We start from the raw sequence: 21,102 nt of genomic DNA on the forward strand, positions 1-21,102 counted from the left end.
GGAATGTCTGATGTCAATGGAACAAATATATGAAGAAGCTATTAAGGACCCAAATAATCAACCCAAAAAATTATTGCGCAAAGCTTATGATGGAACCGTAATTGCCATGACCTATGCCGAAATTCTGCTTAATCGTGCTATTAAAGATTACGGTGAAGCTCAGACGATTGGTTATCCTGATACTGCTTATTATCTCCCAGTCATCACATGTCTTTCCGGTGAAAAGGTGACCAAGCTGGGTGAATTAGTTCCAATTCTTAACCGCTTGCGTAATCAGGTTCGTACGGAACTTACATTTGAAAATGCCAGACTTTGGGGTGAGTCAGTTCTTTATGCCGCTGAAGTTATTGAAACGATTCATTATCTCAGAGGTGATGAACCTAAAGTTAAACCGTGGACAGGATTCTTAGGTGACCCTGTTGTTCGGAAACACGGTATTAAGATGGTTGACTGGACTATTCCGGGCGTAGCGGTTGTTCTTGGGCGAGCTAAAGATTCAAAATCTGCTAAGAAAATTATAGATAATTTAATGGGCAAAGGATTTATGATCTTCCTTTGCGATGAGGTTATTGAGCAATTACTTGAAGAGAACGTTAAAATTGGTGAGGATTATATCGCTTTCCCTTTAGGAAACTTTACACAGGTAATTCATGCGGTAAATTACGCTTTCAGAGCAGGTCTTGCTTTTGGTGGTATTCCTGCAGGGGAACGAGAAAATCACCGTGATTATCAGCGTCGCAGGGTTCGGGCTTTCGTTCTGCATCTTGGAGAACTTGATGATGTAAAAGTGGCCGCAGAAATGGGCGCAATTTTCATGGGCTTCCCAGTTCTGACAGATCAAACTCTGGGCGAAGATATGCAAATCCCTGATTGGTATATTTCCGAGCCTGATTATGAGAAATTAGTTCCTTTAGCCTTGGAAGTTCGGGGCATAAAATTAACGAATATCGAGCTGCCCATTCCGGTTAACTTTGGCCCGGCCTTTGAAGGTGAGACCATTCGCAAAGGAGATACCTACGTTGAATTCGGCGGCGGACGAACAACCGCTTTCGAACTTGTTCAAATGGTAGGTCCTGATAATATTGAAGACGGACGAGTCACTGTGATAGGTCCGGATATTGATACTGTTCCTGAGGGATCTAAACTTCCTTTAGGAATAAAAGTAGATATCTATGGACGTAAGATGCAAGCTGATTTCGAAGGTGTTTTTGAACGCAGAATTCACTATTTCGCAAATTATGGCGAAGGCGTTTGGCACGTGGCACAGCGTGATTTGTGTTGGGTACGTATTTCCAAAGATGCTCGGGCAAAAGGTTTCTTGATGAAACACTTTGGAGAACTTTTGATTGCTAAATTAAAAGAAGAATTCCCAGCTATTATTGACCGGGTCGAAGTCACCATCATGCTCGATCAAGCAGCTGTCGATGATGGTATTGTTCTTGCCCGCGAACGTTATAAGGCCCGCGATGACCGCATGAGGAGTCTGACCGATGAATCTGTCGAAGACTTTTATTCATGTTTGCTTTGCCAGTCTTTTGCACCCAATCACGTATGTATTGTTACCCCAGAACGGGTTGGTCTCTGTGGTGCGGTGAGTTGGCTGGATGCTAAAGCCTCTCATGAAATTGCTCCTAATGGTCCTAATCAGCCAATTCCTAAGGGACTGGCCATTGACGACTTAAAGGGTATGTGGCAGTCCTGCAATGATTACCTGTATAAAGCTTCGAATAATACTCTGGAAGAGGTTAATCTTTATACCTTAATGGATCGGCCAATGACTTCCTGTGGTTGCTTTGAAGCCATTATGGCTATTGTTCCGGAGGCAAATGGCCTTATGATTACAACTCGTGAACACTCCGGAATGACTCCTTGCGGAATGACCTTTTCAACGTTAGCCGGAACTTGCGGCGGAGGAATGCAGACTCCCGGCTTTATGGGTATTGGACGCTCATATATTCTCAGTAAAAAGTTTATTCCCGCAGACGGCGGAATTGCTCGTATTATCTGGATGCCTAAAGAACTGAAGGAATTCATACGCGAAGATTTTGTTCAGCGTTCACTTGATGAAGGAATAGGCGCAGACTTTATCGATAAAATTGCGGACGAGTCCATCGGAACTACTGCTGAGGAAATATTACCTTTCCTAGAGGAAAACGGACATCCCTGCTTCAGTCTTGATCCACTAATGTAATAAAAAGCTCTAACGACTCAAGGCCCCGTTGTCATCACTCAGGGGCCTTAGAGTCTGCTTCCTTACTATTCTCAATAAGAAAGGGGTTTAAATATGGCACTAACAGGTTTAGAAATTTATAAGCAATTACCAAAGAAAAACTGCGGAGAGTGTGGAGTACCAACTTGTCTGGCGTTTGCCATGGCTTTAGCTTCCGGCAAAGCGGCATTAGACACCTGCCCGTATGTCACGGCAGCAGCTAAAGAGGCCCTGGATTCTGCCTCTGCCCCTCCAATTAAAGTGATAAAATTTGGAAAAGATTCAGTCCTTGGGGACGAAAATGTTCTTTTCCGTCATGACAAGACCTTTTATCATCCCACGACGTTGCTGATTCGAGTCTCAGATGCATTAAGTGATGCTGATGTAGAAGCGAAGGTTCAAGAAATAAACATTTTAGAGTTCGATCGTGTCGGCCTTCACTATTCTATCGATGGAGTTGCTGTTGTTAATGAATCAGGAGATGCAGCACGTTTTGAAAAAGTAGCCAGTATGGTGGCTGCAGGTACTGATAAATCGTTGCTTTTGTTAAGCAGCAATCCTGAAGCGTTGAAAGCGGCTCTTGTACCTTTAGCTGCCCGCAAACCTTTAGTCGGTGAGGCAACAGCAGAAAACTATGAAGCTATGGTTAATCTTGCCAAAGAGAATTCAGTTCCTGTCATATTAAAAGCTGATGGTCTTAATGCTTTGAATGACCTTGTCGAGAAAGCTCAGGCTTTAGGTTATAAAGAGTTTGTTTTAGATCCAGGGTCGAGAAAACCGGTAGAAACGTTGGCGAATTTGACCCATCTTCGTCGTTTAGCGATTAAGAAAAAATTTCGGCCCTTTGGGTATCCGGTGGTTGCTTATACCAGTCACCCAGAACCCCTGGATGAAATATTGGAAGCTTCAGTTTATGTGGCTAAATATGCCAGCGCCATTGTTTTAAATACAAGTGCCAAAGCTCATATTTTACCACTAATGACTTTACGGCAAAACCTTTACACAGATCCCCAAAAACCCATTCAGGTTGAACCAAAGCTTCATTCCGTGGGAGAAGTGAATGAAAACTCTCCATTCTATGTTACGACGAACTTCTCCTTAACTTATTACAGCGTAGAAGGTGAGGTCGAAGCAACGAAGATTCCGAGTTATATACTTCCTATTGATACAGATGGAACTTCTGTGCTTACAGCTTATGCAGCAGGAAAGTTTGAACCTGACAAAATTGCTCAGGCCATGGAAGCTAGTGGTATTGCCGATAAAGTAAAGCATCGAAATTTAATTATTCCAGGTTATGTCGCCGTGATATCCGGTAAACTGGGAGAATTAACCGGCTGGAAAGTAGTTGTTGGTCCTCGTGAATCCAGCGGCATTATTTCTTTTGCCAAATCACAATTAGGGTGATTTTGTTCAGAAATTAGGTAAGCAAGTTCAATTTAATCATTAATAGGTCAGTCATGGTTAATCTGGATAGCATTGTTTTAGAGTTTGTATTCGATTTGTAAAAGGGATTTTTCAGTAGATTAAGGATGTGAATAAGATGCCCGAAATCAAATTCATGCCCGATGACCGCATTATTCAAGTAGAAATGGGAACATCGTTGCTCACCGCAGCAGCTCAAGCTGAAATATACATTAAATCAGGGTGCGGAGGTAAAGGAACATGCGGTGCCTGTAAAGTAGTCGTTCTGATTGGGGAACCTCAAGTATTAGGGACTGGAAACCTCACGCCCGAACAACTTGCCAAGGGAGTTCGGTTAGCCTGCCAAACGATTGTTCAAGGAGACCTAACCATCGAGGTGCCTCCTGAATCCAGGCTCCAAGAACACCAGGTCTTATTAGGAGATTCACAAAAAGGACTTTTACGGGAAAGCGAACATGATTTGCTTGAAAAGTTTGGGCATCACCCTTTGGCAACAAAACAAAGAATAGTACTTTCGGCTCCAACTTTGACGGAAAATACCAATGATTGGGCTCGACTTCATATGGAACTTCGACGTGTTCTCAAAGCTGGAGATAAACCTATCCACATTCCCTTATCAGTTCTTCAACATTTGCCTGAGATACTGCGCAAAGCCAATTGGGACGTCTCAGTTACTTTAACAGATCTCGAATCTGGTTTTATGGTGACAAATGTTGAAGCAGGTAATGATAACCCTCTTTTTGGGCTGGCGATTGATATTGGTACAACGACTGTCGTAGTTTATTTAATAGAACTTTCCAGTGGTCAGATTGTTGATCAGCAGGGATCCTACAATAAGCAGGCACGCTACGGAGACGATGTTATTTCTCGGATCGTTTTTGCGGTTGAAAATGCAGAAAACTTACAAGAAATACGTCAAGCTGTTTTAGAAACGATCAATGATCTTCTGGATAAACTTCTAAGTCGTCATTCGATCAGCCCAAAGGACATTTCTAGTGCCGTGGTGGCCGGAAACACAACAATGACCCAGTTGTTTTTAGGTGTTGATCCAAAGTACATTCGATTGGAACCCTATATTCCAACTATGTCGACTGTACCTTCTGTTACGGCCCGTGATGCCGGTCTGCACATGTTACCCGAGGCATTGGTTCATTGCTATCCTTCGGTTGCAAGTTATGTTGGCGGTGACATTGTTGCAGGAACGTTAGTTACCGATTTAGCCAACGAAGAAGATATTACATTATTTATCGATATTGGCACTAACGGTGAAATTGTTCTCGGCAATCAAGATTGGCTTGTATCTTGTGCATGTTCTGCAGGTCCGAGCTTTGAAGGGGGCGGGATAACCTTTGGCATGAGAGCCATGCCTGGGGCTATCGAGCGAGTCGTTATAGATCCGGATACTCTGGATGTATCCCTTAAAGTAATTGGAAAATGTTTGCCGGTTGGAATCTGCGGTTCAGGGCTCGTTGATTGCGTGGCCAAATTGCTTAATGTCGGCATTATCGACCGGGCCGGGAACTTTCAGTTGGGCCATCCCTCAGGATCTGAGCGCTTACGGGCGACCGCTGATGATAAAGAATTTGTCTTAGCCTGGGCACACCAAGCAGGCGGCAAAAAAGACGTTGTCATTACTGAAAATGATGTGAAAAATATTATTCGTGCTAAAGGCGCTGTTTATGCCGGGATTCGTTCCTTGCTTAATATGGTTGCCGTCGACATTGAAATGATCAGCCGTATCGTGATCGCCGGCGGTTTTGGTAATTACCTCAATGTTCATGATTCCATTCAAATTGGTTTGCTGCCCGATCTTGAACCGGAACGGTTTGAATTTATTGGGAATTCTTCCGTAAAAGGAGCAAGACTGGCCTTATTATCCCAAGCTGCCTGGCGGGAAGCGGAAGAGTTAGGACGTAAGATGACTTATGTTGAACTATCGGTTGGGGCAACATTTATGGACGAGTATGTATCCGCTCTGTTTTTGCCGCATACCGACTTATCCCTATTTCCATCTTGTCATTAAGGTTAAAATGGAGGTCTTTTAAATGGCAAAATATATAGCAGTTGCAGGTAAAGGCGGGGTAGGGAAAACGACATTTACTGCATTATTATTAAAACAAATGGTTCAACAAAGAAAAGAAATTTCTATTCTTGCCGTTGATGCCGACCCTAATGCAAATCTGGATGAGGCTTTAGGTTTAGAAGTTACTGGAACAATTTCAGATGTGCTTGAGCAAAGTAAAGATCCTAAAGCCATTCCCACAGGAATGCCTAAAAATATCTTTATCGAGTATAAACTTCAACAGGCTATGGTGGAGACTAAGGATATAGACCTTCTTGTCATGGGTGGACCACAGGGAGCAGGATGCTACTGTTATCCAAATGATATCCTGCGCAAACATCTTGAGACTATCGGAGAAGGCTATAACTATGTAGTCGTTGATTCCGAAGCGGGCCTTGAACACATTAGTCGTCGAACAATTCCTCATATTGATGTCATGTTTGTCATTAGTGATTCGTCAGCACGAGGAATCCGTTCTGCCCGAAGGGTCTATGAGCTTATTCAAGGCCTAAAATCTGCAGTTGGGACATTATATTTAATTGTCACTAAGACAAATACCGACAGTTTGGAATTGCTCAAAGAAGAAATTGCGCAAACAGGTCTCACCTTATTAGGGGATATTCCGCTTGATCCAATGGTTGCGGAATATGACTTGGCAGGAAAGCCATTATTCGATTTACCAGATGATGCCGTCTCGGTCAAGGCTGTGCAAAGCATTTTGAATCGTGCCGGAATCTTTAACTAGAAAGGAGAGAAGTTCATGTCCGTTGCATTAGTAAAAGAGAGATATACAAGTAAAGTCGGAGAGGTTGTCCTCGGTGCAACTTCTGAACAAGGAGGAACTCGAACTTCAACCATCACTGTGGGTGGAGATAGTGCTTTACCGTTTCTTCACTTTGAAGGAGAACTGAAAAACCGTCCAGTCATTGCTATGGAAGTCAATGACATAGTACCGACATGGAACGAGACAATAATGAACCAATTTGGGGATGTTCTTAATAATCCGGCTGCCTGGGCTAAAAAATGTGTTGAAGAATTTAAAGCTGATTTAATTTACCTAAAGTTAAATGGCGCTGATCCCGATGGAGAAAATCGGTCTCCTGAAGATTGTGCCCGGATTGTGAAAGAGGTTTTGGCGGCTGTTGGAGTTCCTCTTATCGTTGTCGGGTGTGATAATGACGATAAGAATAATGAAATTATGGCTGTAATTGCTGAAGCGGCTGCAGGAGAGAATCTTCTTATCGGACTTGCGGAGCAAGATAACTATAAATCGATTACAGCTGCGGCAATGGTTCATAAGCATACGATTATTGCCCGTTCTCCACTCGATATTAATATCTGCAAACAGCTTAATATTTTAATCAATGAAATGGGTTTAGCACTCAATAAAATTGTCATTGATCCAATGATTGGCGGACTCGGCTTTGGAATCGAATATGCTTATTCAATTATGGAGCGTGCTCGCTTAGGCTCTTTGGCTAACGACAAAATGCTCTCGATGCCTATGATTTGTACCGTTGGCTATGAGTCAAACCGATGCAAAGAAGCTAACGCTTCGGCAGATGAGTTTCCAGGATGGGGAGATCTCCAAGATAGAGGTGTTCTTTGGGAAGCCATGACGGCTTCAGCTATGCTCCAAGCTGGTGCCAGCATTCTTATTATGCGTAATCCTGCTGCGGTGCGTTTAGTCCAGAAAAACATAGCAGATATGATGAGTAAATAACCTTTTTCAACGGTTGCTCATAATTTTGACTTTCTCTAATATCAGTTTGATAATAATGAAAGGTCGTGATTTAATGCTTATTTTTGGAGAACGTATCAATGGAATGTTTACTGACATTGGAAATGCCCTTCGTAGTAAAGACCCTAAACCAATTCAGCACTGGGCTGTAAAACAACAAGAAGGCGGAGCTCATTATCTGGACGTTAACTCCGGCCCCGCCATTCCGACAGAGGAACGTGTTGAAGCTTATGAGTGGATGGTCAATGTTATCCAAGAAGTATCAGATTTGCCCTTGGTTCTTGATTCCACGAATTATAATGCTATTGAAGCGGGCTTGAAGGTCTGTAAACGTCCTGCAATTATCAATTCTTGCCCTGCTGAGCAAGTTAAAATTGAACGTGTATTTCCAATGGCCATTCAATATAATGCCGGTGTTATTGGCTTAACCATGGATAAAAAGGGCATTCCTAAAGACTCGGAAAACCGGGTGGCTTTTGCCATGGAATTAGTGGCAGCAGCTGATGAATACGGACTGAGAATGGAAGATCTTTTCATAGACCCCTTGATTCTACCGGTTAACGTTGCTCAGGAACATGCTCCCGAGGTTTTAGAGAGTCTGCGTCAAGTTAAAATGTTGGCCGATCCAGCTCCCCGTACTGTTCTTGGCTTATCAAATGTATCCCAAAAGTCACCAGATCGCAATTTGATCAATAGAACCTACCTGGCAATGGCTATTGCTTGCGGACTGGATGCAGCCATTATGGACGCTAATGATGATGATTTGGTTGATGTGGCCGCAACGGCTCAAATCCTGCTGAATAAGAGCATTTATGCCGATTCTTATTTGAAAGTTTTCCGCTCCCGATAACACGTTACCTTCTCAATAAGTTACAAAGTGAACTCGCTTACGCTAAAGCTGAACATCGTGGCTTTAGATCCAATAATGTCCAGCGGACATTAGAAAAAACAATTGGCTATTCAAATAAAACTCCTCAGAAAATCTGGGGAGTTTTTTATTTGCTTAAACAAATTTCTATTCATACTAAAGAAGATACAAGCATAGCTATCTACAGAAACTAAATCTGGAGGTGGATTTTTTGGAAACGTATTTCCATAATGATCCTCGAATTCATGAATGGATTGAGCAAATTACCGAAAAGATTTTCACAGTTTGCCTCTTAAAAGGCGTAGATGCTGAAACGGAGTTTAACAAAGGATGTCGAATTGTTGTCAAGCTTACAATATTACTGCAAAGTATCGCAATATTTCCACCGGAATACCTTAAGGAGGGTGTTGAGCAACTTATCGAACAACAGCTCCCCGCTAAGAAGATTATAAATAACTTTCCTTCTTTTGCTGATATAAAGAGTCGAATGCTAGCTGAAGGGGTCTCTCAGGCAATAAATATTGGAAGAAACGAGGAGATTTCTGAACCGGTGGTTCTCAAGCTTCCAGCTGAAGACGTTTATAATAATTTCGATAAAATAATATCCTCAAATCAAGATTTTGCAAGCGAAGAGGAATTATCTATTCACAAGGATGAGGACGTTGAAGAATGCTCAGAAAACATAGCTTCAGCTCTATCTTTAGTAAATGAAACAAATAAGAATTATCAGGAGCCGTTTCAAGAAGCCATAGAATCTGCACAAGTTCCTATGAACTTACAGCATAAGAATGATGAGAAAGGTCAAGAATTCAATTTAGAATCTCGTGTAAACGATGAAAAGGGTCTGGATTGCCAATCTCATAGTGACGAAGCAAAAGAGCGGTTAGAGTATGTGTTAAAAACAATCTATCCGGGCAAATCAATTCAATGGAATATGAAAGTCGCTAATCAGCCAGTCTTCGCCAAAATAGAAGATTTACTGATTTGTTTGGATGATCCCACTAATTTTTGCAATGCTAAACTCTTAAATCGACAAGGATGGAAGGCGTTGATTTGCAGTTATGAAGACCTATTATACCCACGCAGAGTGGAAAGAGGGATTCGACAGATTTTACGGCAGAAAGGCAGAGCACTCGTGAAATAATGGTTTTTTATTACCTGGTAGTAGGAAATACTATTTCTTTGTCGAATAATTTATATATTATTTTGTAATACGACATTACGATGAAAAGAACGATGAAAAGAGGTTTATTTTTTGTCTGATAAGTTGGGGGAAATTATAAAAAATACTTTGGCCGCGATTGAATCGGGGAAAGAGGAGATTTTTTTTATAGCGGAAACATCGCGCAATGAGACCCTTCGATTAACAAACGAGCTCTCTCAGCTAAAGTCAGATATTTCTGAGATTATATCTCAGGTGGATACTCAGGAAAAAGTTGATCGACAAAAACGCATGATGTTAATGGAAGTTAATAGATCCTTTCAAAAATATACGCAAAAGGAAATGATTGAAGCTTATGCAGAAGCAAAAGACGCCCAGGTAACATTGCAGCTTCTGCAATCAAGAGAAGCGCAATTACGTAAGCGAAGGGATGAGTTGGAACGATCCTTAAATCAGATGCAAGCAACTATTGAACGAGCTCAAAACTTAATGACCCAGGTAAGCATGGCGATTAGTTTATTACAAGGCGGGATTGAGGGAGCCCTTAATTTCCAATGCCATGAACAACGTCAAGAGCTAGGGTTGCGAGTTATAAAGGCGCAGGAAGACGAAAGACGGCGTGTTGCCAGAGAAATACATGATGGACCGGCTCAAACTCTCGCTAATATTGTTTTACGCTTAGAGATCGCTGGAAAGTTGTTAGAGTATGATCCCAGTCGTGTAAAGGCAGAACTGATGGATCTAAAAAATTTGGTTCGGGCAAACCTTCAAGACATCCGACGAATTATTTTTGATTTACGTCCTATGGCGCTGGACGACTTGGGACTGATTGCAGCAATTTCCAAATATCTGGATAATTTTAGTGAAACCTATGGGATTGAATGTGAATTGCTTATTGATGGATCTGAAAAAAGGCTTTTTCCAACAATGGAAGTGGCACTTTTTCGATTAATCCAAGAAGGCATCACAAATGTGGCCAAACATGCACATTCATCTAAAGTTAAGATAGTTCTTAATTTTCAAGACGATTGGACTTCAGCTCGAATTCAGGATTATGGAAAAGGCTTTGATATTGATTCAACAATGCAGATGCCGGGAGAGCATTTCGGTCTTATAGGTATGCGGGAACGAGTAGAAATGTTTTATGGACGTTTTTCGCTTCAATCTTGTTGTGGGGAAGGTACAATTATCGAATTTTCAATTCCATCAAGGCTTGAGGGGGGGGACAAACCATGATACAAATAGTTATCGCCGATGATCACCCTCTTTTGCGAGAGGGGTTACGGCGTATTTTGGAATTTGAAGATGGCATTAAAGTCGTGGCAGAAGTTGGAGATGGACAAGGTGCCATAAATATTGCACGGACTTTGGAATTCGATATTTTGTTAATGGATCTAAATATGCCAGGGGTTAATGGACTGGAAGCGGGGCGGGTTATTCGTCGCGAAAAACCTAACATCGGTATTTTAGTTCTTACAGTAGATGATTCTGACGATAAAGTTTTTCAAGTACTGCAAATTGGTGTTGCCGGGTATTTACTCAAAGATGTGGACTCGAAGACACTGATAGAGTCGATATACAAGGTATATAACGGTGAACCGATTTTGTCACCGGCTGTTACCGGAAAATTAATGGGACAACTGTCCCAACCACCGGTTAAGAATACATGTGGCCTTAGTGATCGAGAATTAGAGATCTTACATTATGTGGTTCAAGGATCTTCAAATCGAGAAATTGGTATCGCTTTGTTTATAAGTGAAAAGACAGTAAAAAATCATTTGTCCAGCATTTACAGGAAATTGGAAGTGGAAGATCGGACTCAAGCAGCACTGAAGGCTGTTAAACTTAAATTGATTCAACTGGATGTAATAAAATAATAATCTATTGCTAAATAAGCCTCTAGAAGGTAAGATGAAATAAACTCGAATAGTTAAGGGCCGTTTCGGTTTTCAGACTTTTATAAGTGGAGGATTATTCATGAAGATTAGTTTTTTTGGTGCAGCTCAAGTTGTAACTGGATCATCGTATCTCGTGGAATCCGATAAAGCGCGAATTTTAATTGATTGTGGGATGTTTCAGGGATCAAAGGCACTTAAAGAGTTGAATTACGGAGACTTTCCCTATAATCCTTCCAGTCTGGATGCTGTTATCTTGACCCATGCTCATACAGATCATTCAGGTATGCTCCCAAAACTGGTGAAACGTGGATTTAAAGGCAAGATATGGGCGACACCTGAGACGATTAAGTTATGTTCTATCATGTTGCCTGACAGCGGTCACATTCAAGAAATGGAGATCGAACGAAAAAACAGAAAACGAGAAAGGGCCGGACTTAAACCGTTAGATCCGATTTATACCGTTCAGGATGCTTTGGACACCCTGCCATATTTTCAGCCTATATCCTATCATGAACTCGTTAATTTGGTTCCAACCATATCCTTTGAACTATATGATGCGGGACATATTTTAGGTTCTGCACATGTCGTACTTCATGTCAAAGAAGCAGACTTTATTAAATCCATTGTTTTCTCCGGCGATATTGGTAATGTTAATCAACCCTATCTTGAAGACCCAAGTATTTTAAGTGATGCAGAAATCGTGATTATGGAAACGACCTATGGGGACCGTCTTCATGACGAACTTGGCAAGATGACGGATCGTGCGGAACAACTTGCCGAAACGATTCGCTCTGCCTACGAAGCTGGAGGAAATTTAATTATTCCGGCTTTTGCTATAGAGCGTACGCAAGATCTTCTTTATTATCTTCGTAAACTACAGGACGAACATCGAATACCAATTCTGCCTGTGTATATAGACAGCCCCTTAGCAATTGCTGCAACTAAGATATTTCAAGAAAATACAGAACACTTTGATTTAGAAACTCGTGAGCTCATTAAACAGGGAAGCAGTCCCCTTACACTGGCAAATGTACATTTCAGCCAAACTGCTGAAGAATCCATGGCTCTTAATGAAATAGAAGGCGGCGCTATTATAATTGCTGCCAGTGGAATGGCTGATGCCGGTAGGATTAAACATCATTTAAAGCATAATTTATGGCGCAGTAATGCTACTGTGTTGTTTGTCGGCTACCAGGCTCAAGGAACTCTAGGCAGACTTCTTTCTGAAGGCGCTGAAACAGTAACTATTCACGGCGAAAAAGTAGCAGTCAAAGCCCGCATAAAGCATATGGATGGCTTATCTGCCCATGCTGATCAAGCCGAACTTCTTCAGTGGCTGTCGCTTTTAGGGAAAAAGGCAGAGCAGATTGTTCTTATTCACGGAGAATTAGAGGCTCAAACTACGTTTTCTGAGAAGATTAAGGATATATTCGGAACGACATCAGTTATCCCTCAATTAGGAGAAGTATTTGAATATATATCTGATCAGTTTGTTCGGCATGCTCCTGACAAGCCCTGGATATTGGAGAATACTGCAGCGAGGACTGCAGAGGCGAATCAAGCTCTTTCTGCAGAGCCCCCTGTTAAAGAATCAAGACCACAGTCTGTATCCTTGCCAACGAAACGGACAAGTCGTCTTGAATCTCATCATTCACGAGCCCAAGTTAACAGAGCTTACATTAGACTTCGACATCGTCTTAAAAAGATGCTTGATGAAGGTAATCGCTCTCGCAATTATGACCGGATTATTGAACTGCTTGACGGCTTGACCCGATGGCTCGAAGATCAAGAGGAGGTCAATCGGCGCAAATAGAATGAATTAATGTGCTGTTATCCAAGGTAATTGTTATTAGATCCAGGCAAACTCTGCCGTTTGACGTTTGATTCCCGCAAGGAAGCGGAGGGTTTCTTCACGTCGCTTAATAGCCAATCGTTTCCCGGATTTGGTGGATACTTTGTCAGGCAAAGCGTCAGCGAAAAGTCGAGCCCGTTCAACAGCTTGCTCAGGTGTTTGAATTAATTCATCTTGCCCTACGCAGCTAAATAATCTCATTAAACCGATATTTCCCAGGTTATCCAGTATGTCAGACTCGCGTAAATATACAGCCTCGTCACTGCGACCCGGTTCGGAATAATACATGTGATTTTCAACAGCGTCTAAAATCAAAGGTATCTTATCGGAAGAGAACATCATTTGTTGTAAAAGGTTAGCAGCCACTCCTTTTGAGCGTAATGCATGGTCAACATTTTTGATAGCATAAATAGGGTATTTCCCCGTATCATGAAGCATTGCTGCAGCAAATAACACCTCATCATCAAGCATTAGATGGGAGGATAGTTCCTTTGCCAAATGGTATACCCTAAAACAATGTTTGATTCCCCAGGCAGGATGAGCACCTGATTTTTCGACGATCTGAATAAGTTCTTGGCGGAACTTCATATAGTTGGCCTCCTTAGTTTCTTTTGAAACTATATACGCCAAAGGAAGAAAAAATCCTCCTAAAATATGGAAATACTTTATTGCTAATGACTCTTAGATATCTTTTGATTCGATTATTATGGAGTCAAGTCTTTGACTTTTGAGCAGGAATATTGTTTAAAAGCGAGAATAATCCAGGAATATTTATAATGGTTTTTCATGGATGTAAACGGGGAGTGATTTTGCACATGAGCAATAAGACAAGTGTTTATGGGAGCTTTACACAAGCTCTTTTCTTTTCTGGAGTCGTTTCAGTTCCTAAATATCTATTAACTCACTATAAAACGATGGGTATAACAGATCGTGAAGTAATGGTCTTAATTCAGATTCTCTGTGAAGCAGAGACCAATCCTTATCCCTCCTTAGCTACCTTAGCTGCTCGTATGAGTGCTACTTTAACGGAAATCGAAGAAAGTGTCGGCCATTTGGTGGAGAGAAATTTACTGGCAATCGAACGATACTGGAATTCTGCTGAACAAAAGTGGCTAAATAGTTATTGTTTTGTTGCTTTAATTGATGAGCTTGCGGAATTGTGGGCTATTGAACGTTCTCAACAATTAGAAGAGGAACGAACTTTACGGCAAACTCAATCAACATCTGCCCCGACTCCTGTAAAATCGCCAATGGAAAATTTAGTTCGTGTTTTTGAACAAGAACTTGGAAGACCTCTAACAAGTATTGAATGCGAGAACTTAGATCGTTGGCTAGCCACTCATTTTTCTGAAGAACTTATCATCGAGGCATTACGACGAGGAGTTAGCGCAGGAATCCGAAACTTTAGGTATTTAGATTCGATACTTCGAGAATGGGAGAAAAAAGGATTACGAACGAAGATGGAAGTAGAAGCTGAGGATGCATATTTTCAAGCTCGGCAAGAGAAAAAGGTTTCAAGGCCTAAAAAACAGGGGCCTAAAACTTCTTCGAACAAGTATGACAACTTTTATCTTTAAGAGAATAGGGCCAGTTGGGAGGGTATTAATTGTATGAAACGTATCAGTGATATCTTGGCCAATAAGGGACTATCGACGGAAACTAATACGGCAATAAACTTACTTGAGAACTCACAGGTCCAACATACTTCTTTAGGAACTCATAGTATTGAGTCGGAGGAATGTCATCAACCTTCTGAAACATATAAATGCCCTCTTTGCCAAGATAGAGGAATTTTGCTGGAGGGAGATGTCGCCTTTCCTTGCAGCTGTATGACATTAAAGAAATTGGATAATCAATTTCGAACCGCCCGCATATCTCGAGAATTAAAAAAATGCCGTTTTGAAAACTTTAAGTTTGATTATTATCGTTCAAATGTTGGCGATCAAAGTCACCATGAAAGCGCCATAAAAGCCTTACGTGCTTCTCAAAGTTTCGTGGAAGAATGCAGGGCCGGCTCTTATGCACTTGGGATAATGTTTACAGGTCCGGTAGGGTCTGGTAAAACGTTTCTAGCCGCTGCAATTGCCAATGAACTTATGGAAGCACAAAAACAGGTTTTATTTTTAGTTGTACCTGATCTTTTAGATGAGTTGAGAGCAACGTACAAATCGGACGTCAATGAATTGGATTTGCTTGATACGGCGAGAACGATACCAATTTTAATTCTTGACGACTTAGGTGCACATAATTATACTGATTGGACAAGAAATCGGCTTTATTCCATCATTAACTATCGTATGAACGATCAACTTCCTACGATCTTCACTTCGAACCTATCCCTTGAGGAAATGGAAGAATATTTAGGGGTACGTACTACTTCAAGAATTATTCAGTCATCGCGCATCTTTCGTTTAACTGTGGAGAGAGATATTCGCCATCAGATTTACCAGGAACGTGAAGCTAAAAAGTAACCTTGCATATTCAAAAAAATTTTTCAAAGTATGCATGTCTTTAAAAGGACATGCATACTTTTTTTATAGAATAAATCTGAATTATAGGAGGTTGTCAGCTTTGACTAAAATTATAGCTCTTAATCGTAAATATCTCGTAATGCTAACCAGTGGCTTATTAATTTGTTTAATTGGACTTGCCGGGTATTCGTTCTGGCAGACGAAACAAACGAGCGGATCTAGCGTAACTGTCACACCTGAAATTCAAATGTTGGGGGTAAATGTGGAACCGGCCTCAGTTGTGAAAGACCTAAATTACGGCAATGTAACTTTAAAAGGTGCGCAAGTAATTGCTAGTAAAACCTTTGATCTAATTGTAACGGTTCAGAATACGACTGCTAAAAAAATGACAAACATACCTGTAGAATTACAAGTCTCTCTGGCAGGCGATGAAACTAAAAAAGTAATTTCTCCCGGTGTATTGCCTTCTTTGGAACCGGGTGCTAAAGCTCGAATTGCTTTTCGCCAGATAAAATGTTTAGGTGATGCCCTTGGAAAAAGCGCGACTTCCGGGCAGCATCTGATGATTGTAAGAATTAAACCCAATCCGGCCGGCGGGGTAGATCGAGCTACGGAAGCCAGTTTTCGTTTCATTGTCGATTCAACCGTTAAAGCTCCAGCTGCAGGGAACAAGCAGTGAACTCGCTTACGCTAAAGCTGAACATCGGAGCTTCAGATACAATAATGTCCAGTGGACATTATTGCCGAGCCGCCTTTCCCAATAGGAATACTTAGCGGCGAAGGAGGACTCTACCCCATCTGAAGTTAACGAAGGACCAGTGGCTGTTGTGGTTTAAAACCCTGGAACTAACAACTTACAACATAGTTGAAAAAGTTGGGGGCTATATGCGTGAATATAGTCCTCTTTCTGCATTTCCTAAATTTTGCTTAAGAGTAATTTGGGAGGTATAATAAACCCGAGGTGAATCAGATGAAAATGTTAGTGGATTTACATACGCATACAATTTCTAGTGGACATGCCTATAGCACTATTTCCGAAAACGCTTTAGCTGCTTCTCGGAAAGGATTACAATTATTAGGGATGACGGATCATGGCCCCAGTATGTTAGGGGCACCTTCTTTATATCATTTCGGAAATTTAGCAATTATGCCTGAGGAACTTTACGGGGTAAGGATCCTGCCGGGAGTCGAGGCCAATATTATCAGTCATGAAGGCGAGCTGGATTTACCCATAAACTATTTAACCCGAATGAAACTGGTTTTAGCCGGCCTTCATGTCCAATGTTATCCGGGTGGAACAATTGAACAAAACACCCAAGCGTATATTAAAGCCATGGAAAATCCTTTTACCGATATGATGGTTCATCCAGGCCGACCGGAATTCGAATTAGACTTAGAGAAGATCGCTTATATGTCAGCTCAATTACAAGTCCCGGTTGAAATTAATAACAGCTCTCTTGCAGCCGGGAAAAAGGAGACTCAGGAGAATTGTCATCGCTTTGCAAGTTATATGGCAAAATATAAGGGCCCCATTATTATAGGCAGTGATGCTCACTTTTGGGATAGGGTGGGTGTCTTCGATCGATCTCTGCAATTAGTTGAGGAAGCAGGGATCTTGGAAGATCAGATTCTCAATATTTCACCTCAACGGGTGCTTGATTATTTACAAGATCGACGCAGAAGGCGTTTTACAACCATTTAATAAGTTTATGTTCCGGAAGTTTAATTTGTTTCTTAGGGCTCCTGAGCCTGTGATAATGATAGGATTTTCAAAAAGAAGGCTAGTATGCCTTCTTTTTTCATAGATTGATCTTATGGATGAATTTATAAAAAGTTTGTTTCAGAAAATAATTTATAGTAAAATGAGTTTTGTGGTAAAACTAGAAGTGCTTCTAGAAGATAAGAAAAGGACGTGTCAAAGTTGTTAAATAAAGAAAGACAGTTCGATCGCGAACGCATGGCGGGAGCTATGATCATAGTGAGCTTATTAGTGATCTTCCTGTCAATGGTTGGCATAAGGCTCCTGAATGTTAAAGTATCCAATATTGAATTAGTTGACGGTGATTTGTATACTGTGATAACCGACCAAGGACCTGTAAATATTAATAAAAGTGATATTTTACGTATAGAAACAACTAATACGAAAGCAAGCATTACGGGTACGCCTGTTGAACTAGATAAAATTTATACCACAAAAGGATTTGTTTATTTTTCCTCAGCGGATCCCTTTTATAGAGTCGGAGAGAAAATTATTCAATCTGTTAAAAATACGGATAAGCCGGTCTGGATTCCAGCGGATAAAAAACCTATTTCCGACGCAACTCCGGATGAACTTCAAAATGCTAATTTAAGACTAATTCAGCCCTTTAGCTATGCTATAGGGACTCCTCCTAACAAGATTCCGTTTGTTTTTACGTTGTTAACTATACAGCATTTGGCTTTTGCTTTTGGGGGTATTGCCCTATTTGTCCTTGTATTCCCGCTGAGAATTAATTCCGTTAAATACAATTCGCCTGCAACCCAGCAAGATCCAGAGTTCTGTGCTGCCGATGATCATATTGGTGCTGTAGCTAAATAAAAATAAAAAACGCTCCCTTCGAGCGTTTTTTCATTAGAAGGTAATTTAGATATTCATGTCGAAGAACCATTAAACAGTCTTGAATATTTTGTACATCGCGGTATTATTGGTAATTATTTTCGGAATTGAAATGAGTGAAATTCGAATGAAAAGGGCTATATTAGTATCAGGTAAGTCTACTTTAAATCAAGAAATAAAATCAATGCTGCCCTTAGCTAATTATCAACTTTTAGCTACAACCGATAACGGTATGGAGGCCTTGCGTTTTATACATCGCTTTGAACCTGATCTTGTAATTATGGGATGGAATCTTCGCGGCTTAAGTTCATCGGAAGTTCTCCAAAATCTTGTGTTACAGCATTTATGCCCTATAGTGGTTGTCTTAACTCAGGAAGAGCATTATGTACTTCCTGAAGTCATTGAAGCTGATGCCCATCATGTAGCTGTTTATCCCTGGCGTGTTTTAGAAATAGTTGCGGGTATTCAAATGGCAGAACATCGTTACCAACGTGAAACAGAACACTATCAGCAACTACAGCGTTTGGAAGAGGATCTCAAGACGCGGAAATTATTATTCCAAGCTATGTTATCGATCATTCAGCAGCAGGGTATTTCCGAACAAGATGCTTATAAAGCTCTTCGTGATCATGCGATGACAACGCGTAAGTCTCTGAGGAAAGTTGCCCAGGAAGTTATTAAAGGTGTCTGGTCACCCACGTTATAGATCGCAGAACTCGTTCGAATTTCTAAATTTCGAGTAACTCGTTCGGCTAAAGCTGAAGAAATAATACCCTCTTAGGGAAAAAAACGAGAGCCTTAGGATTATAAAAAGTCGAAAGGAGTTTTTTTATGAAAGTAACCGTCAAACATATTAAGGGTACGCACTTTCAAGGTGAAGGAAGTTCAAAAACAATTACCCATATTGATTCAGCTGTTACTGCCGGCGGTTCAGGACTTGGTTCTAATCCGATGGAGCTCCTTTTAATGGCCATAGCAGGCTGCAGCGGAATGGATATCGTATCTATCCTTGATAAAATGCAAGTTAAGCCGCAGCGATTTGAGCTAACGGTAGAAGGAGAAAGGGCCAGCGATCATCCAAAAGTATTTAAAGATATCGAAGTTGTTTATAAATTTTGGGGTAAATCTCTTCCTGAGGATAAGCTTCGTCGAGCTGTTCAGCTTTCTATGGAAAAGTACTGCAGTGTTGCCAATATGATTGATAAAGCAGCAGATTTAACGTACAGGATTGAAGTGAATCCTGAGTAAGAAATACAGGGATAAACTTTTAAGAGCCATTTAATTCGGCTCCTTTTTTTGTGTGTGCGCCACGCAGTGGAGCAAGTCAGACAGTGATTGAGGATATGAGTTATCACAATGACTAAGATATCTTTGAGACAATCCTTGATTGAATTAATATGATTTGTTATACTTAAGTCGGCGTTGTGGGTATAATTTAATGACGAATGAGGCTGAAGAATGTCAATATTATTGATGGTTTTAAGAAGTATATTTGTTCTTTGCGTAGTGCTTTATTTGTACTATTTTTCAAAGCGCAAAAAATATGGTGTTACAATCTATTTGTGGACGATTATCATTGTTGGTATGTCTTCTGGGTTACTCATTCAGTTCATAGAGGTTTATCAAGGGACTTCTCAATGGTCTTCAATTCAGATCAGTGCATACTTTTATTTAGCATTAATTCTTTATTCTATATGGAAGTTGATATCTGAATTGAAAAAGCGGAGTAAATGAAGTAATAAAGGTCAAATAAGGTTTCGAGGCCGCAAAAAAATGCGGCTTTGTTTTTTAGAAAATCTTTTAATTTTAGATCAACGGAGAAGGGGAAAACAATTCTTATGAAGAAAAAGCGAACAATTAGAATCAAGAAGATTTTAGCCTTTTTAGTCTATAATCTTATTCTTGCTGTAATTCTTGCGCCCTTTGTTTTGTTCTGGGGACCATTTCAGGCCCTTAAGACTGTAGCAGTAGGTTCTGTTTATACCTCACGTCATCCACAGTTTGTTAAAGCCTTTTTGTCACAAGATGAAATAAATAAAATCATGGACAGTGGCTTTGGCAAAGGAGTTTTGACAAGTCAAGATATTTCACGCAGCAGCGTTGTAAATGATGCAACCTCAGGAATTACTATTGAAGATATTAAAGGACCGAGTTTTAAAGGAAAGGTAATGTTAATTAAAGATCCCAAGCGAATTAAGCTGGCAGTGACAAAGCAAATTGGTACAACGGGAGAACGAGTCAGTGACTTGGTTCATGATATGGGAGCAATTGCCGGAATTAATGCGGGAGGATTTTATGATCCCAATGGTAAAGGTAATGGAGCTTTTCCTGATGGACTGACTGTTCAAAATGGCAAATTAGTCCATAATAATGTCGGTAATCAGAAAGTAAATATTGTAGGCTTCAATGATCAAGGTAAATTAGTCATTGGAGATATGACTGCGGGTCAATTGGCAGAAAAACATATTCAAGAAGCTGTTTCCTTTGGACCGAACCTGATTGTCAACGGCAAGTCCGTGATTCAAGGCGATGGAGGATGGGGGATAGCGCCTAGGACAGGGATAGGCCAAACGGCCGATGGAACTGTAATTTTCGTAGTAATTGACGGCCGACAGCCAACTTGGAGTATTGGTGCGACGTTGCGAGATCTCATGAATGTTTTTAATGATTATCATGCCGTTAATGCTGTTAACTTGGATGGCGGTTCTTCTTCTGAACTCGTCTATGATGGGAAAGTCCAAAACAAGTTGTGGGATATTTTTGGTGAACGGTATATCCCGACAGCTTTTGTTGTAACCCCTTAATAAGCAATCCCGGTGTA

Annotated in this window: 19 protein-coding genes; 18 read left to right on the top strand and 1 reads right to left on the bottom strand. The window is 40.9% G+C overall.

Translation table 11 applies throughout. The annotated features are described in order from the left end of the window. Positions 1-10 precede the first annotated feature (10 nt). From acsB to B5771_RS19705, 10 genes are all read left to right on the top strand, one after another. Complete coding sequence (acsB, locus tag B5771_RS19660; protein WP_088189062.1) at positions 11-2,191, top strand: acetyl-CoA decarbonylase/synthase complex subunit alpha/beta; 2,181 nt, start codon at positions 11-13, stop codon at positions 2,189-2,191. A gap of 93 nt (positions 2,192-2,284) precedes the next feature. Beyond that, complete coding sequence (gene acsC / locus B5771_RS19665; RefSeq protein WP_088189063.1) at positions 2,285-3,613, top strand: acetyl-CoA decarbonylase/synthase complex subunit gamma; 1,329 nt, start codon at positions 2,285-2,287, stop codon at positions 3,611-3,613. 136 nt (positions 3,614-3,749) lie between these two features. Then, positions 3,750-5,654, top strand: a complete 1,905-nt coding sequence (locus B5771_RS19670; RefSeq protein WP_088189064.1) for an ASKHA domain-containing protein — start codon at positions 3,750-3,752, stop codon at positions 5,652-5,654. A gap of 22 nt (positions 5,655-5,676) precedes the next feature. Then, positions 5,677-6,438 (top strand): AAA family ATPase, encoded by a 762-nt coding sequence (locus B5771_RS19675; RefSeq protein ID WP_088189065.1) that lies wholly within the window; start codon positions 5,677-5,679, stop codon positions 6,436-6,438. Between the two features lie 15 nt (positions 6,439-6,453). Further along, positions 6,454-7,416 carry an acetyl-CoA decarbonylase/synthase complex subunit delta gene (locus B5771_RS19680; protein WP_088189066.1) on the top strand — a complete coding sequence of 321 codons (963 nt, stop codon included), beginning with the start codon at positions 6,454-6,456 and terminating at the stop codon, positions 7,414-7,416. A 73-nt stretch (positions 7,417-7,489) separates the two neighbouring features. Next, positions 7,490-8,284, top strand: a complete 795-nt coding sequence (locus B5771_RS19685; RefSeq protein ID WP_047808135.1) for a methyltetrahydrofolate cobalamin methyltransferase — start codon at positions 7,490-7,492, stop codon at positions 8,282-8,284. Positions 8,285-8,513: 229 nt separating this feature from the next. Further along, a complete protein-coding gene (locus B5771_RS19690) occupies positions 8,514-9,446 on the top strand; it encodes a hypothetical protein (RefSeq protein ID WP_088189067.1) in 933 nt (310 codons plus the stop codon). A 111-nt stretch (positions 9,447-9,557) separates the two neighbouring features. Further along, on the top strand, positions 9,558-10,700 hold the full coding sequence (locus tag B5771_RS19695; RefSeq protein WP_088189068.1) for a sensor histidine kinase: 1,143 nt from the start codon (positions 9,558-9,560) through the stop codon (positions 10,698-10,700). Continuing rightward, positions 10,697-11,341, top strand: a complete 645-nt coding sequence (locus B5771_RS19700) for a response regulator transcription factor (RefSeq protein WP_088189069.1) — start codon at positions 10,697-10,699, stop codon at positions 11,339-11,341. Before B5771_RS19695 ends, B5771_RS19700 begins: the two co-directional genes overlap by 4 nt. 100 nt (positions 11,342-11,441) lie before the next feature. Further along, complete coding sequence (locus B5771_RS19705; RefSeq protein WP_088189070.1) at positions 11,442-13,175, top strand: MBL fold metallo-hydrolase; 1,734 nt, start codon at positions 11,442-11,444, stop codon at positions 13,173-13,175. A 36-nt stretch (positions 13,176-13,211) separates the two neighbouring features. Here B5771_RS19705 and B5771_RS19710 read toward each other — a convergent pair whose 3' ends face one another. Next, positions 13,212-13,802, bottom strand: a complete 591-nt coding sequence (locus B5771_RS19710; RefSeq protein WP_088189071.1) for an HD domain-containing protein — start codon at positions 13,800-13,802, stop codon at positions 13,212-13,214. A gap of 227 nt (positions 13,803-14,029) precedes the next feature. Here B5771_RS19710 and B5771_RS19715 point away from each other — a divergent pair, with 227 nt between their 5' ends. The 8 genes from B5771_RS19715 to B5771_RS19755 all read left to right on the top strand — a co-directional run bounded on the left by B5771_RS19715 (position 14,030) and on the right by B5771_RS19755 (position 21,085). Continuing rightward, the gene (locus B5771_RS19715; protein ID WP_047808130.1) at positions 14,030-14,791 is read left to right on the top strand and encodes a DnaD domain protein; all 762 of its coding nucleotides are present in this window, start codon (positions 14,030-14,032) and stop codon (positions 14,789-14,791) included. 33 nt (positions 14,792-14,824) lie between these two features. Continuing rightward, a complete protein-coding gene (locus tag B5771_RS19720; protein ID WP_088189072.1) occupies positions 14,825-15,685 on the top strand; it encodes an ATP-binding protein in 861 nt (286 codons plus the stop codon). Between the two features lie 100 nt (positions 15,686-15,785). Then, on the top strand, positions 15,786-16,364 hold the full coding sequence (locus B5771_RS19725; protein WP_088189073.1) for a hypothetical protein: 579 nt from the start codon (positions 15,786-15,788) through the stop codon (positions 16,362-16,364). A gap of 291 nt (positions 16,365-16,655) precedes the next feature. Next, positions 16,656-17,387, top strand: coding sequence for a phosphatase (locus B5771_RS19730; protein ID WP_088189304.1), 732 nt, complete (start codon positions 16,656-16,658; stop codon positions 17,385-17,387). A gap of 210 nt (positions 17,388-17,597) precedes the next feature. Beyond that, positions 17,598-18,263, top strand: a complete 666-nt coding sequence (locus B5771_RS19735; RefSeq protein WP_242966905.1) for a hypothetical protein — start codon at positions 17,598-17,600, stop codon at positions 18,261-18,263. 145 nt (positions 18,264-18,408) lie between these two features. Next, positions 18,409-18,987 (top strand): ANTAR domain-containing protein, encoded by a 579-nt coding sequence (locus tag B5771_RS19740; RefSeq protein ID WP_088189075.1) that lies wholly within the window; start codon positions 18,409-18,411, stop codon positions 18,985-18,987. Between the two features lie 125 nt (positions 18,988-19,112). Continuing rightward, on the top strand, positions 19,113-19,529 hold the full coding sequence (locus tag B5771_RS19745; protein ID WP_047808127.1) for an OsmC family protein: 417 nt from the start codon (positions 19,113-19,115) through the stop codon (positions 19,527-19,529). A 590-nt stretch (positions 19,530-20,119) separates the two neighbouring features. Beyond that, complete coding sequence (locus B5771_RS19755) at positions 20,120-21,085, top strand: phosphodiester glycosidase family protein (protein WP_088189077.1); 966 nt, start codon at positions 20,120-20,122, stop codon at positions 21,083-21,085. The last annotated feature ends 17 nt before the right edge of the window (positions 21,086-21,102 follow it).

Origin of the sequence: Desulfosporosinus sp. FKA (assembly GCF_002196785.1) — a bacterium.
In the GTDB taxonomy this organism is placed as follows: Bacteria; Bacillota; Desulfitobacteriia; order Desulfitobacteriales; family Desulfitobacteriaceae; genus Desulfosporosinus; species Desulfosporosinus acididurans.

Excerpts from the sequence above, each read along its gene's own strand:
- acsB (WP_088189062.1), top strand. The coding sequence starts at position 11 with ATGTCAATGGAACAAATATATGAAGAAGCTATTAAGGACCCAAATAAT.
- acsC (WP_088189063.1), top strand. The coding sequence starts at position 2,285 with ATGGCACTAACAGGTTTAGAAATTTATAAGCAATTACCAAAGAAAAAC.
- B5771_RS19670 (WP_088189064.1), top strand. The coding sequence starts at position 3,750 with ATGCCCGAAATCAAATTCATGCCCGATGACCGCATTATTCAAGTAGAA.
- B5771_RS19675 (WP_088189065.1), top strand. The coding sequence starts at position 5,677 with ATGGCAAAATATATAGCAGTTGCAGGTAAAGGCGGGGTAGGGAAAACG.
- B5771_RS19680 (WP_088189066.1), top strand. The coding sequence starts at position 6,454 with ATGTCCGTTGCATTAGTAAAAGAGAGATATACAAGTAAAGTCGGAGAG.
- B5771_RS19685 (WP_047808135.1), top strand. The coding sequence starts at position 7,490 with ATGCTTATTTTTGGAGAACGTATCAATGGAATGTTTACTGACATTGGA.
- B5771_RS19700 (WP_088189069.1), top strand. The coding sequence starts at position 10,697 with ATGATACAAATAGTTATCGCCGATGATCACCCTCTTTTGCGAGAGGGG.
- B5771_RS19705 (WP_088189070.1), top strand. The coding sequence starts at position 11,442 with ATGAAGATTAGTTTTTTTGGTGCAGCTCAAGTTGTAACTGGATCATCG.
- B5771_RS19710 (WP_088189071.1), bottom strand. The coding sequence starts at position 13,802 with ATGAAGTTCCGCCAAGAACTTATTCAGATCGTCGAAAAATCAGGTGCT.
- B5771_RS19715 (WP_047808130.1), top strand. The coding sequence starts at position 14,030 with ATGAGCAATAAGACAAGTGTTTATGGGAGCTTTACACAAGCTCTTTTC.
- B5771_RS19720 (WP_088189072.1), top strand. The coding sequence starts at position 14,825 with ATGAAACGTATCAGTGATATCTTGGCCAATAAGGGACTATCGACGGAA.
- B5771_RS19730 (WP_088189304.1), top strand. The coding sequence starts at position 16,656 with ATGAAAATGTTAGTGGATTTACATACGCATACAATTTCTAGTGGACAT.
- B5771_RS19740 (WP_088189075.1), top strand. The coding sequence starts at position 18,409 with ATGAAAAGGGCTATATTAGTATCAGGTAAGTCTACTTTAAATCAAGAA.
- B5771_RS19745 (WP_047808127.1), top strand. The coding sequence starts at position 19,113 with ATGAAAGTAACCGTCAAACATATTAAGGGTACGCACTTTCAAGGTGAA.
- B5771_RS19755 (WP_088189077.1), top strand. The coding sequence starts at position 20,120 with ATGAAGAAAAAGCGAACAATTAGAATCAAGAAGATTTTAGCCTTTTTA.